This window comes from Klebsiella indica, assembly GCF_005860775.1.
Classification (GTDB): Bacteria; Pseudomonadota; Gammaproteobacteria; order Enterobacterales; family Enterobacteriaceae; genus Klebsiella; species Klebsiella indica.
On the sequence record NZ_VCHQ01000023.1, the window covers coordinates 1 to 12,905 of the forward strand.

Here is a 12,905-nt window from a genome sequence, read left to right on the forward strand (position 1 = left end):
GTTCCCGGGTTGAGCCCGGGGATTTCACATCCGACTTGTCAGACCGCCTGCGTGCGCTTTACGCCCAGTAATTCCGATTAACGCTTGCACCCTCCGTATTACCGCGGCTGCTGGCACGGAGTTAGCCGGTGCTTCTTCTGCGGGTAACGTCAATCAGTAAGGTTATTAACCTCACCGCCTTCCTCCCCGCTGAAAGTACTTTACAACCCGAAGGCCTTCTTCATACACGCGGCATGGCTGCATCAGGCTTGCGCCCATTGTGCAATATTCCCCACTGCTGCCTCCCGTAGGAGTCTGGACCGTGTCTCAGTTCCAGTGTGGCTGGTCATCCTCTCAGACCAGCTAGGGATCGTCGCCTTGGTGAGCCGTTACCTCACCAACAAGCTAATCCCATCTGGGCACATCCGATGGCAAGAGGCCCTAAGGTCCCCCTCTTTGGTCTTGCGACATTATGCGGTATTAGCTACCGTTTCCAGTAGTTATCCCCCTCCATCGGGCAGTTTCCCAGACATTACTCACCCGTCCGCCACTCGTCACCCGAGAGCAAGCTCTCTGTGTTACCGTTCGACTTGCATGTGTTAGGCCTGCCGCCAGCGTTCAATCTGAGCCATGATCAAACTCTTCAATTTAAGTTTGATGCTCGTGAATTAAACTTCGTAATGAATTACGTGTTCACTCAGAGACTTGGTATTCATTTATTGTCCGAAGACATTAAGAATCCATGTCACTTTGAGTGCCCACACAGATTGTCTGATAAATTGTTAAAGAGCAGTTGCGACGCGCTTCAGCGCCTGTCGCGAGGTGGCGTATAATACGCTTTCCTCTTACAGAGTCAACCCGTTATTTAAGGATTTTTCTCTGCAACCGACCGGATTGTTTGTGATGTGATTCACGTCTGCCGTGTCAGTGGGAGCGCATTATAGGGATCCCATTCTTTTGCACAAGCCTTTTTTCGATCTTTTTTCCCAGATGCTGTTTTTTCACCCTTTTCGCCGTGTTGTTCGCCAAATCGCTCAACTTTTACCACTATAAAGACTTGCAGACAGCCTCAAAAGCAACCAAAGTCTCTGCGTCCCCCTTAGTTGTTTGTTGAGGTAAACATGTCCGTCAATTTACGTCGTTACAAAGAATTATTCCCGAAAACAGGTCAAAACGTGATGATCGACGCCAGTAGCGTCGTCATCGGCGATGTCAGAATTGCTGATGATGTCAGTATTTGGCCGCTGGTCGCGATTCGCGGCGATGTGAATTATGTGGAAATTGGCGCTCGAACCAACATCCAGGATGGAAGCGTTTTACATGTCACCCACCAGTCTTCGTATAATCCTCAGGGCAATCCACTTGTTGTTGGTGAAGATGTTACGGTGGGTCATAAAGTGATGTTGCACGGCTGTACCATCGGTAATCGTGTACTGGTCGGCATGGGGTCAATTGTGCTGGACGGTGTAGTTGTGGAAGATGATGTCATAATTGGTGCTGGCAGCCTGGTACCGCAGAACAAACGTCTTGAAAGTGGCTATCTTTACTTTGGCAACCCAGTAAAACAAATACGCCCCCTGACGGAGGCGGAGGTTGCCGGATTAATATATTCAGCAAATAACTATGTAAAATGGAAAGATGATTATCTTTCTCAGGAAAACCAGACCCATCCTTGAGCATCTTCTTGCTGGTCGCAAATTAGCTCGTGAGCTTCGTCTTCCAGATCCCAGCGATGCTCACGAAAGGCGGCCAACCATTGTTCTGGCGCTTCACCACCAAAACGCTCCTGAAGTGTCGTCAATGTTAAGGCACAAGTTAACTGTATGCCGTTAACTAACGCCGGAAAAGCGATACACTGGCGCTCTTCATCCCACATTTCCCTGTCGGGGAATTGAATAGCCTGATTCACGCATTCAATTCCTTATGCAAAGCCTGAATAACCGGATCAATTTCTGGCAGGACGCCATGCCACAAGAGTACCGAGTGCGCAGCTTGCGCCACCAACATTCCCAACCCATCGGCGCACTTTTTAGCACCATGCTGCTGACACCATCCGACAAATGGTGTATCGCCTTTCTGGTAGAACATGTCATAACAATAGACATCGGCATTAATCAATGTAACGGGGATCGCAGGAACATCTCCGTCAATACCGCTGGATGTGGCATTAATAATGAGATCGAACGCCTGCCCATTTAATGCATCTGTAGCCAAAGCGCGGACGCTTCCGGTATGAGCAAACAGCGTTGCGAGCTCATGTGCACGAGAAAAAGTACGATTCACAATAGTGACAGCGCAATCCATCGACAAAAGAGGAAGCAATACCCCCCGTGAAGCACCGCCTGCACCAATGAGCAAAACCCGAAACCCAGGCCTGATAAAATTAAGCCGCTCCAAATCGCTCAGCAACCCGACGCCATCGGTATTATCCCCCAGCAAACGACCATCTTTCAGCCGTTTCAAGGTATTTACCGCTCCCGCCAGCGCCGCACGTTCGGTAAGCTCATCAGCCCGTGCAAAAGCTTCCTCTTTAAAAGGAACTGTAATATTCGCGCCCTTTCCCCCTTGATGAAAGAAAGCGTCAAGAGTCTCTACAAAGCCGTCGAGAGGCGCCAGGATGCGCCCATAAGGATGCGTAATCCGCAGTTGCTGTGCAAACAATTGATGAATAGCAGGTGATTTGCTGTGAGCAATCGGATGCCCAAATACTGCATAGGTTTTCATAGGTTATCCCTGGCGGAAGAGTTCGCCCGTCAAGGCATCTCGAATTTCGGAAGGGTTTTGACGCCCACCGGTTGCCCCCTCAATGACAGGAAAAGCAGCACCAAACTGTTTATAAACATCATCTGTAGTACGGCACGGCGGCTCGCCGGATAAATTCGCGCTGGTAGAAACCAGTGGTTTACCATAAGCCTTACATAATTCCACCACCAGTGGATGAGCCGTTACCCTCACCGCCAGCGAATCAAAGCGTCCAGTCAACCAATGTGGGGTTGAAGGCCGGGCAGGGAAAACGAACGTTATCGGCCCCGGCCAGCAGGAAAAGATAGCAGCACGCCGCTCATCGCTAAGACGGGTATCATCAACATACGGTTTCAGTTGCGCAAAGTCGGCTGCAATAAGAATGAGGCCTTTATCAACAGGCCGCTGTTTAAGCGCCAGCAGGCGCATGACGGCATTTTCGCTATCGGGGTCGCAACCAATACCAAAAACGGCTTCCGTAGGATACGCAATGACGTGCTCATTATTAAGAACCGTCAAAGCATGTGCGATGATTTCTGAAGGCTGGTAATTATTCACTGATTTTGTTCCGCCGGTACCGGCTTTCCACATTGTTTACTGGCACAAAAACGCTTAACGCCCTGCGCCGTTTTCTTTTCGATAAGTAACGGGTAATGACATTCAGGGCATTCGCCCACTACCGGTTTGAAGTTAATAACAAACTGGCAATCAGGATAACGATCGCAGGAATAGAAATTTTTACCGAAGCGCGAGCGCCGCTGGACCAGATGCCCTTGACGACACGCCGGGCAGACTATTGCGGTCTCATCCGGTTTGTCAATGAGTTCAGTATGCCCACACTCTGGATAGCGGTTACAACTAATAAACATACCGAAGCGCCCATGGCGCAATACCAGTACAGCTCCGCATAACGGACAAGACTGTCCCTCCAGGACTTTTACAACATGTCCGTCCGCCTGATTTTTCAGAGGACGGACATAATCACAATCTGGATAATGTGAACAGCCGAGAAAAGGGCCATGTTTCCCGGAGCGTATCACCAGTTCCCTACCACACTGGGGGCAAGGCTCGTTTTTACGCACCGAAAACAGTGCTGATTTGGTCATAACAACTCTAATGTCGCGGCAAAATATTAATGCAGCATACCTTCATTTACTTCAAAGAGTAATTCTTCCATTTGCTGATAGGCATTTTCGCAGCCTGGAATATTGAACAACACCATCAGGATGACCCACTTCAGATCCTCAAGATCAAACTCTGCTGTATCCAGCGCCAGCACCCGCTCTATCACCATTTCCCGCGTTTCGAGATTCAGCACCTGAATTTGTTCAAGGAAGAGTAAAAAACCCCGGCAACTCGCATCCAGACGCTGGCACTCCTCATCGGTATACACCCGCAACGAGAGTGGGTCAGAAGCCAATAGCATCGGCGCAACAAGCCCTTCCTGGTAATCAGCCAGTTTTTCGAGCCACATCAGCGCGTTATAAATATCCTCTCGTTCAAAACCAGCATCGGTAAGATCCCGAGTCAGCTTATCCTGGTCCACGTGCATTTCAGCTTCGTTATGGATATAAGTCTCAAACAAATACATCAGTACGTCGAACATGGCTTGCCCTCCTTAATCGGACATAGCCGCCGGGTACAGCTGCGATCCAGCCTGCTAACTCCAGTTCAAGTAGCTGGGCTACGGTTACTGGCACAGATTGGCCGGCACGTTCAGCGACAACGTCAACAGGTGTTACCTCATCTCCTACGTTAGCCAGGAGCTCTGGAAATGGCAATGCCACAAATGGCGGATCGTCGCAATTATTTACGCTATCCGCTTTATTGAGAACACATGACCATTCATCCTGCCAATATTCAACGATGTCTTCCGGTGTCGTCACGGGAATTGCGCCCTGCTTGATGAGCCAGTGGGGACCTTCCGAGCCCGGGCTCCCAATCGGTCCCGGTATGGCAAAAACGTCTCTTCCCTGATCGAGAGCACAACGAACTGTCACTAATGAGCCACTTTTCAGTGCTGCTTCGACAACCAGTACGCCAGCGCTTAACCCACTAATAATCCGGTTACGACGTGGGAAATTACAGGGTAATGGAGGAGTAAACAGCGGAAATTCAGAAAGTATGGTGCCGCCAGTATGAATAATCTGATCTGCTAATGCCTGATGACGGCGAGGATAGATCTTGCTTAGACCATTCCCCAAAACAGCAATCGTTTTGCCTTTCCCTTCCAGCGCGCCACGATGAGCAATACCATCAATTCCTAACGCCAATCCGCTAGTGATAATGACGCCATATCGAACTAAAACCTTGCTAAATAACTTTCCCCAACGAGCGCCATACCACGAATGTGCCCTGCTTCCAACGATCGCCAACTGTCGGCAACTCAGTAATGCAGGATCTCCACATACAAAAACCGCACCGGGAAAATCGACAATGGCTCGCAACTGGGGGGGATAAAGAGGCTCATCAGCAGTGAGTAGATGACAATTTGGTCGTTCCAGCCATTGCAACGTTGCATCAACCTCACTCTGGCTAACACCGAGAAAATGCTGAGACTGCACAGAATTTAGACCACAGGCACGCAGATTCTCATAATCTAATGTTGAACTTGAACGCAACTGGCGGGCAACCATGATGGCAGCCTCGCCATACAGGCTGCTCACCCTCATCAAACGTAACCAAATTTCCTTTGGCGTCATCCCTATTCCCCTGCCACAAGCGGCTCTGACAATCTTTGCGATTGGTCAGCGAGACTGTCAATTGGAGGGGGTTTTGTCTAGAATAGAAGTCATAGTCTTTCTAACTCCTGAACACAACTCTGGATAACTATGTCAGTTTTGCAAGTGTTACATATTCCGGACGAGCGTCTTCGCAAAGTCGCAAAGCCGGTAGAAAAAGTAAATGCAGAAATTCAGCGCATCGTCGATGATATGTTCGAGACGATGTACGCAGAAGAAGGTATTGGTCTGGCGGCGACGCAGGTCGATATTCATCAACGTATCATCGTAATTGATGTTTCGGAAAACCGCGATGAACGTCTGGTATTAATCAACCCGGAACTGCTGGAAAAAAGCGGTGAAACGGGGATTGAAGAAGGCTGCCTGTCTATTCCGGAACAGAGAGCTTTAGTGCCGCGAGCAGAGAAAGTAAAAATTCGCGCACTCGACCGCGACGGTAAATCTTTTGAGCTGGAGGCCGACGGTCTGTTGGCTATCTGTATTCAGCACGAAATGGATCATCTGGTCGGTAAGCTGTTTATCGATTATCTGTCGCCGCTGAAGCAACAGCGTATTCGTCAGAAAGTTGAGAAACTCGATCGACTGAAAGCCCGAGCTTAAGGACAGAAACCCACGTGTCAGACTCACTACGTATTATTTTTGCGGGTACACCTGACTTTGCAGCGCGTCATCTTGACGCGCTGTTGTCTTCTGGACACAACGTCGTTGGCGTGTTTACCCAACCCGACCGCCCGGCAGGACGCGGTAAAAAGCTGATGCCCAGCCCGGTGAAAGTGCTGGCGGAAGAGAAAGGACTAGCGGTTTTTCAGCCTGCCTCCCTGCGTCCACAAGAAAATCAGCATTTAGTCGCAGACTTACACGCTGACGTAATGGTCGTGGTGGCGTATGGCCTGATTCTGCCAAAAGCGGTGTTGGATATGCCCCGACTCGGCTGCATCAACGTTCACGGTTCCCTGCTCCCGCGCTGGCGTGGCGCAGCGCCGATCCAACGTTCACTTTGGGCTGGTGATGCCGAAACGGGCGTCACCATCATGCAAATGGATGTGGGTCTGGATACTGGCGATATGCTCTATAAACTTGCCTGTCCAATCACCGCAGAAGACACCAGCGGCACACTGTATGACAAGCTGGCGGATCTTGGCCCGCAGGGGCTGATTGAAACGCTGAAACAGTTAGAAAACGGTACCACGAAGCCAGAAGTACAGGACAACGCCCTGGCCACTCACGCTGAAAAACTCAGCAAAGAAGAGGCGCGTATGAACTGGTCTCTCTCTGCTGCACAGCTTGAACGCTGCATCCGTGCCTTTAATCCCTGGCCGATGAGCTGGATGGAAATTGACGGTCAGCCGGTAAAAGTGTGGCAGGCGTCAGTGATAGAGCGGGTAACGCAAGCGGAACCGGGCACCATTCTTGACGCGACTAAACAAGGCATTCAGGTTGCGACCGGCAACGGCATCCTGAACCTGCTCTCCCTTCAACCCGCAGGTAAGAAGGCAATGAGCGCGCAGGATCTTTTAAATTCACGTCGGGAATGGTTTATTCCTGGCAACCGTCTGGCCTGACGGTCACGTCTTACTACGCCCGGTGTTACCGGGCATTTTTATTTTTGCGGTTATGAAAAAACAAAATTTACGCAGTCTGGCGGCACAGGCCGTTGAGCAGGTCGTTGAGCAAGGGCAATCCTTAAGTAATGTCCTGCCACCACTCCAGCAAAAAGTCTCCGATAAAGACAAAGCGCTACTTCAGGAGCTGTGCTTTGGCGTGTTGCGCACCCTTTCGCAGCTGGAGTGGCTGATTAATCAATTAATGTCTCGCCCAATGACCGGTAAGCAACGTACCGTGCATTACCTGATCATGGTAGGGTTTTACCAGCTATTGCACACACGAATTCCACCACATGCGGCCCTCGCGGAAACGGTTGAAGGCGCTGTTGCTATTAAGCGCCCACAGCTTAAAGGGCTGATCAATGGCGTTTTGCGCCAGTTTCAGCGCCAGCAGGAAGAGTTGCTGGCTGAGTTTGCAACCAGCGAGGCGCGTTTTCTGCATCCATCCTGGCTGCTAAAACGTCTGCAAAACGCCTGGCCCACCCAATGGGAAGCGATTGTCGAAGCCAACAACCAACGTCCTCCAATGTGGCTACGTGTGAACCGTACACATCATTCACGCGATGGCTGGCTCACGTTATTGCAGGAGGCGGGAATGAATGGTTTTCCCCACCCGGCCTATCCTGACGCCCTGCGTATTGAGTCTCCGGTGCCGGTTCACGCTTTACCCGGTTTTGAAAAGGGTTGGGTTACGGTTCAGGATGCTTCCGCGCAAGGCTGTGTTAGCTTCCTCGCCCCACAAAACGGCGAGCAAATCCTGGATTTGTGTGCCGCACCGGGGGGGAAAACAACGCATATACTCGAAGCCGCGCCAGAAGCGCAGGTGTTGGCTGTCGATGTCGACGAACAGCGTCTTTCACGCGTTTACGATAACCTTAAACGTCTGGGGATGAAGGCAACCGTCAAACAGGGCGATGGTCGGTATCCCGCGCAATGGTGTGGCGAGCAGAAATTTGACCGTATTCTGCTGGATGCTCCTTGCTCAGCCACCGGCGTCATTCGTCGTCACCCGGACATAAAATGGCTACGCCGCGATCGTGATATTGCTGAACTGGCAAAATTACAGTCGGAAATTCTGGATGCCATATGGCCACATTTAAAGTCAGGAGGAACACTGGTCTATGCAACCTGTTCCGTCCTGCCGGAAGAGAATAGCCAACAGATTCAGGCCTTTTTACAGCGCACCCCGGACGCCACCCTGACCGGCACCGGAACCCTCGCTCAACCGGGCGTGCAAAATCTGCCAGGCGCGGAAGAAGGCGATGGCTTCTTTTACGCTAAGCTAATCAAAAAGTGATGAGATAACGGGTCGCGACTGATGAAAATTATCATTCTGGGCGCCGGGCAGGTCGGCGGCACGCTGGCTGAAAACCTGGTCGGAGAGAACAATGACATTACCCTGGTTGACACTAATGGCGACCGTCTTCGCAGTCTGCAGGACAAATTCGACCTGCGTGTCGTTCAGGGGCATGGTTCGCATCCCCGGGTGCTGCGCGAAGCCGGCGCGGATGATGCGGATATGCTGGTTGCCGTGACTAGCTCTGATGAAACCAACATGGTGGCTTGCCAGGTTGCTTATTCATTATTTAATACACCCAACCGTATTGCCCGCATCCGTTCACCAGATTATGTTCGCGATGCCGATAAGCTTTTTCATTCAGAAGCAGTTCCGATTGACCATCTAATCGCACCTGAACAGTTGGTCATTGATAACATTTATCGCCTGATCGAATATCCCGGCGCCTTACAAGTGGTTAACTTTGCCGAGGGAAAAGTCAGCCTGGCGGTCGTTAAAGCCTACTACGGTGGTCCTCTGGTTGGAAATGCGCTTTCAACGATGCGCGAACACATGCCGCATATTGATACCCGCGTTGCCGCGATATTCCGTCACGATCGGCCTATCAGGCCACAAGGCTCAACAATCGTCGAAGCCGGAGATGAGGTTTTTTTCATTGCTTCATCCCAGCATATCCGTGCAGTAATGAGCGAACTTCAGCGTCTCGAAAAGCCTTATAAGCGAATCATGCTGGTTGGTGGCGGAAATATCGGGGCAGGGCTTGCTCATCGGTTGGAAAAAGATTACAGCGTCAAACTTATTGAGCGAAATCAGCAACGTGCTGCGGAACTTGCTGAAAAATTACAGAATACAATTGTCTTTTTTGGTGATGCCTCAGATCAGGAACTACTGGCTGAAGAGCATATTGATCAGGTTGATCTGTTTATTGCTGTCACCAATGATGACGAAGCCAATATTATGTCGGCAATGCTCGCTAAACGCATGGGCGCCAAAAAAGTCATGGTGCTAATCCAACGCCGGGCCTATGTTGATCTGGTTCAGGGGAGCGTGATCGACATTGCAATTTCACCGCAGCAGGCCACGATTTCCGCACTGCTCAGCCATGTGCGCAAAGCCGATATCGTCGGCGTTTCTTCGCTACGCCGCGGCGTCGCTGAAGCCATTGAAGCCGTAGCACACGGTGATGAAAGTACTTCAAGGGTTGTTGGTCGTTCTATCGATGAGATTAAGCTTCCCCCCGGTACAATTATTGGAGCGGTAGTACGCGGCAATGATGTCATGATCGCGAATAACAACCTGCGTATTGAGCAGGGTGATCACGTCATTATGTTCCTGACAGACAAAAAATTCATTTCTGACGTTGAGAGGCTTTTCCAACCTAGTCCTTTCTTTCTATAGTTTTCAGACATCAGCCAGATGCGTTCTTTTATCCCTTATTACTTAATGGATAATATTTTTCGGCAATTATTTCTTGAGAATGGAAAATAGAGATACATTTGGTAAACTTATTAGTGTTAGCTGGCTCAAGGAGAATAGAATGAGTTTTTTGAAAGAATTTCGCGAATTTGCGATGCGCGGCAATGTTGTCGATCTGGCGGTCGGTGTCATAATTGGTGCCGCATTTGGTAAAATCGTCTCGTCATTGGTTGCCGATATTATTATGCCGCCGCTCGGCTTGCTGATTGGAGGGATCGATTTTAAACAATTTGCCGTTACGCTTCGGGATGCGCAGGGGGATGTTCCTGCTGTCGTGATGCATTACGGAGTATTTATCCAGAACATCTTTGATTTTGTCATTGTGGCATTTGCAATTTTTATGGCAATCAAACTGATGAACAAACTGAATCGGAAAAAAGAAGAGGCTCCGGCTACACCGCCAGCTCCGTCAAAAGAAGAAGTGCTACTGAGCGAAATTCGTGACCTGCTAAAAGAACAGAACAATCGTTCTTAATCAGACGATAAAAGCAGAAGGCCAGTGGTAAAAAAGTGATTCACGCTCTTGCCACTGGCCTCCCGGTCATTACGCCCCACATGTTTGTCCTTACGCTTATAGCTTCCTTTTCCCTTTTTATTCTTCTCAACTCGCTGCCTGAATAACGGGTCATGAAGAAGCGCTTCGATGGCATTATTTTGTATTTGTCCTTTGGTATGCTGATAACGACTCATAAACTCTCCAGATTAATACGACTATGATCCACACGGCATAAATCAACGTTCTCTGTGTGGGCTGTTTGCTCCTTGTTCCAGCGCTTCGAGAATTGAACAGTACACACTACTGTGGGCTGTTCCACAGCAGGCATCATTGAGACGCTGCAGTGAACGACGCATAGTTTCCAACTCTGCGATACGTGATTCAACGTCATTTAAACGCGCCTGGACGATCCCTTTTGACTCCTGACAGGTATGATGCTCTGGATCAATACGGATCGAAAGTAGCTCGCGGATCGATTCCAGAGTAAAGCCCAACTGCCTGGCATAACGAATAAACCGAAGCCTTTGCAGATCATTGTCTGAATAAAGGCGAAATCCTCCTTCTGTACGCACATCATGATCCATCATCTGCTGCTTTTCATAGTAACGGATGGTATCAGGCGTAACATCAGCCAGCTTTGCCAGTTCACCGATGCGATACATCATTACCTCTCGTTAATTTTATCCAGCAATCGATCCGCATAATCACCGCGCAAGAAATCAGTGTTCAGCCCAGCCTGGCGAAGCTTTAACTCAAGTAATAACAAGCGGCGACTCAATTCCGTATATCGGCTATCGTTTTCCTGAACCGTTTTAAGTAAGTCAGCAAGCTCAACGGCTTCTTTTCTCTGCTCCAGTTCAGGAGGTAAACATCCCGCGTTTTTAAGTAAGCGATAACCAGCCCGCAGCTCAGGAGGGACATGCGAATCATCATCCAGGGTTAACGGTTCCCCGCAACCAGCAAGATTATCAAATTCACCTTTGTTCTGAGCATCAAGGATATGGCGCTCTGCCCACTGATCCAGTAACCACATGACACGGCTCCGAGGATGAACAAAAATAATACAGGTATTGTAGTGAAGCACAGCTTCTGTGGATATAAAAAAACCCGCCGGAGCGGGTTTTTTTACGTTACTGTAGATTACTCTGCAGCAGCTTCTGCTTTCGATTCAGAGCGATCAACCAGCTCGATGTATGCCATCGGTGCATTGTCGCCTGCGCGGAAGCCACACTTCAGAATGCGAGTGTAACCACCGGCGCGGCTCGCGAAACGCGGGCCCAGCTCGTTAAACAGTTTTGCCACGATCTCATTATCACGAGTACGGGCGAATGCCAGACGACGATTAGCAACGCTATCAGTCTTGGCAAGAGTAATCAGCGGCTCAACTACGCGACGCAGTTCTTTCGCTTTCGGCAGGGTCGTCTTGATGATTTCATGACGAACCAGCGAACCAGCCATGTTACGGAACATAGCCTGGCGATGGCTGCTGTTGCGGTTCAGTTGACGACCACTCTTACGATGGCGCATGACCTTATCCTTCTCAGTAAAACCTTAACCTGTGATCCGGTTACTCGTCAGCAATGCTTGCCGGTGGCCAGTTTTCCAGGCGCATGCCCAGTGACAGACCACGAGAAGCCAGCACGTCTTTAATCTCAGTAAGAGATTTTTTACCCAGGTTCGGCGTTTTCAGCAACTCAACCTCGGTACGCTGTACCAGATCACCGATATAGTGGATAGCTTCTGCCTTGAGGCAGTTAGCAGAGCGGACAGTCAATTCGAGATCGTCAACAGGGCGCAGCAGGATCGGATCGAATTCTGGTTTCTCTTCTTTCACTTCCGGCTGACGTACATCACGTAAGTCAACGAAAGCTTCCAGTTGTTCTGCCAGGATGGTTGCCGCACGACGAATCGCCTCTTCAGGATCGATTGTGCCGTTGGTTTCCATTTCGATGACCAGCTTGTCCAGGTCGGTACGCTGTTCTACACGCGCTGCTTCAACATTGTAGGCAATACGCTCTACAGGGCTGTAGCATGCGTCGACCAGCAGACGGCCGATTGGGCGCTCATCTTCTTCCGAATGAATTCGGGCAGAAGCCGGCACATAACCGCGACCGCGCTGAACCTTGATACGCATGCTAATAGACGCGTTCTCATCGGTCAGGTGGCAGATCACATGTTGCGGCTTGACGATTTCGACATCCCCGTCATGGGTAATGTCGGCTGCGGTCACAGGGCCAATGCCAGATTTGTTCAAAGTAAGGATGACTTCATCTTTACCCTGAACTCTCACCGCCAGCCCTTTCAGGTTGAGCAGGATTTCAAGGATATCTTCCTGAACGCCTTCTTTGGTGCTGTACTCATGAAGTACACCATCAATCTCAACCTCGGTCACCGCGCAACCCGGCATCGATGAGAGCAGAATACGGCGCAGTGCGTTACCCAGAGTATGGCCGAAGCCACGCTCTAAAGGTTCAAGGGTCACCTTGGCGTGCGTCGAACTCACTTGCTCGATATCGACCAGGCGCGGTTTTAGAAACTCTGTCACAGAACCCTGCATTGTGTCCTCTCTT

17 protein-coding genes and 1 rRNA gene are annotated in these 12,905 nt (G+C 50.1%); 6 read left to right on the forward strand and 12 right to left on the reverse strand.

Annotated features, from left to right (window positions below):
* Positions 1–629 (reverse strand): 16S ribosomal RNA (locus FE839_RS15810); the annotation flags it as partial.
* 471 nt (positions 630–1,100) lie between these two features.
* Here FE839_RS15810 and FE839_RS15815 point away from each other — a divergent pair.
* Positions 1,101–1,655, forward strand: coding sequence for a gamma carbonic anhydrase family protein (locus FE839_RS15815; protein WP_138361763.1), 555 nt, complete (start codon positions 1,101–1,103; stop codon positions 1,653–1,655).
* Here the strand turns inward: FE839_RS15815 and FE839_RS15820 are convergent.
* Genes FE839_RS15820 through dprA form a run of 6 tightly spaced genes read right to left on the reverse strand, consistent with a single transcriptional unit; the run spans position 1,631 to position 5,423 of the window.
* Positions 1,631–1,888 carry a DUF1488 family protein gene (locus FE839_RS15820; RefSeq protein ID WP_138361764.1) on the reverse strand — a complete coding sequence of 86 codons (258 nt, stop codon included), beginning with the start codon at positions 1,886–1,888 and terminating at the stop codon, positions 1,631–1,633. The two genes, FE839_RS15815 and FE839_RS15820, sit on opposite strands and share 25 nt — an antisense overlap.
* The gene (gene aroE / locus FE839_RS15825; protein WP_138361765.1) at positions 1,885–2,703 is read right to left on the reverse strand and encodes a shikimate dehydrogenase; all 819 of its coding nucleotides are present in this window, start codon (positions 2,701–2,703) and stop codon (positions 1,885–1,887) included. The genes FE839_RS15820 and aroE overlap by 4 nt, the downstream gene beginning before the upstream one ends.
* A 3-nt stretch (positions 2,704–2,706) precedes the next feature.
* Positions 2,707–3,279 (reverse strand): L-threonylcarbamoyladenylate synthase type 1 TsaC, encoded by a 573-nt coding sequence (gene tsaC, locus FE839_RS15830; RefSeq protein WP_138361766.1) that lies wholly within the window; start codon positions 3,277–3,279, stop codon positions 2,707–2,709.
* Positions 3,276–3,827: a DNA topoisomerase family protein gene (locus FE839_RS15835; protein WP_138361767.1), complete on the reverse strand. Its 552-nt coding sequence runs from the start codon at positions 3,825–3,827 to the stop codon at positions 3,276–3,278. Before FE839_RS15835 ends, tsaC begins: the two co-directional genes overlap by 4 nt.
* 26 nt (positions 3,828–3,853) lie before the next feature.
* Positions 3,854–4,327, reverse strand: coding sequence for a DUF494 family protein Smg (smg, locus tag FE839_RS15840; RefSeq protein WP_138361768.1), 474 nt, complete (start codon positions 4,325–4,327; stop codon positions 3,854–3,856).
* Positions 4,299–5,423, reverse strand: coding sequence for a DNA-protecting protein DprA (dprA, locus tag FE839_RS15845; protein WP_138361769.1), 1,125 nt, complete (start codon positions 5,421–5,423; stop codon positions 4,299–4,301). Before dprA ends, smg begins: the two co-directional genes overlap by 29 nt.
* Before the next feature lie 129 nt (positions 5,424–5,552).
* On the opposite strand from dprA, the gene def reads away from it, so the two are divergent.
* The 5 genes from def to mscL all read left to right on the forward strand — a co-directional run bounded on the left by def (position 5,553) and on the right by mscL (position 10,314).
* Positions 5,553–6,062: a peptide deformylase gene (gene def / locus FE839_RS15850; protein ID WP_138361770.1), complete on the forward strand. Its 510-nt coding sequence runs from the start codon at positions 5,553–5,555 to the stop codon at positions 6,060–6,062.
* Positions 6,063–6,076: 14 nt separating this feature from the next.
* On the forward strand, positions 6,077–7,024 hold the full coding sequence (gene fmt / locus FE839_RS15855) for a methionyl-tRNA formyltransferase (RefSeq protein ID WP_138361771.1): 948 nt from the start codon (positions 6,077–6,079) through the stop codon (positions 7,022–7,024).
* A 52-nt stretch (positions 7,025–7,076) separates the two neighbouring features.
* Positions 7,077–8,363 carry a 16S rRNA (cytosine(967)-C(5))-methyltransferase RsmB gene (gene rsmB, locus FE839_RS15860; RefSeq protein WP_138361772.1) on the forward strand — a complete coding sequence of 429 codons (1,287 nt, stop codon included), beginning with the start codon at positions 7,077–7,079 and terminating at the stop codon, positions 8,361–8,363.
* Between the two features lie 21 nt (positions 8,364–8,384).
* Positions 8,385–9,761, forward strand: coding sequence for a Trk system potassium transporter TrkA (trkA, locus tag FE839_RS15865; RefSeq protein ID WP_138361773.1), 1,377 nt, complete (start codon positions 8,385–8,387; stop codon positions 9,759–9,761).
* 139 nt (positions 9,762–9,900) lie between these two features.
* Positions 9,901–10,314 (forward strand): large-conductance mechanosensitive channel protein MscL, encoded by a 414-nt coding sequence (gene mscL / locus FE839_RS15870; protein ID WP_138361774.1) that lies wholly within the window; start codon positions 9,901–9,903, stop codon positions 10,312–10,314.
* On the opposite strand, the gene FE839_RS15875 is transcribed toward mscL, so the two are convergent.
* The 5 genes from FE839_RS15875 to FE839_RS15895 form a co-directional block, all read right to left on the reverse strand.
* Positions 10,311–10,529, reverse strand: a complete 219-nt coding sequence (locus FE839_RS15875) for an alternative ribosome-rescue factor A (RefSeq protein ID WP_138361775.1) — start codon at positions 10,527–10,529, stop codon at positions 10,311–10,313. The genes mscL and FE839_RS15875 overlap by 4 nt on opposite strands.
* A gap of 42 nt (positions 10,530–10,571) precedes the next feature.
* A complete protein-coding gene (gene zntR, locus FE839_RS15880; RefSeq protein WP_138361787.1) occupies positions 10,572–10,997 on the reverse strand; it encodes a Zn(2+)-responsive transcriptional regulator in 426 nt (141 codons plus the stop codon).
* A gap of 2 nt (positions 10,998–10,999) precedes the next feature.
* The gene (locus FE839_RS15885; RefSeq protein ID WP_138361776.1) at positions 11,000–11,368 is read right to left on the reverse strand and encodes a DnaJ family domain-containing protein; all 369 of its coding nucleotides are present in this window, start codon (positions 11,366–11,368) and stop codon (positions 11,000–11,002) included.
* 107 nt (positions 11,369–11,475) lie between these two features.
* Positions 11,476–11,862: a 50S ribosomal protein L17 gene (gene rplQ / locus FE839_RS15890; RefSeq protein WP_001216372.1), complete on the reverse strand. Its 387-nt coding sequence runs from the start codon at positions 11,860–11,862 to the stop codon at positions 11,476–11,478.
* Between the two features lie 40 nt (positions 11,863–11,902).
* Positions 11,903–12,892 (reverse strand): DNA-directed RNA polymerase subunit alpha, encoded by a 990-nt coding sequence (locus tag FE839_RS15895; protein WP_002438685.1) that lies wholly within the window; start codon positions 12,890–12,892, stop codon positions 11,903–11,905.
* Between the last annotated feature and the right edge of the window lie 13 nt (positions 12,893–12,905).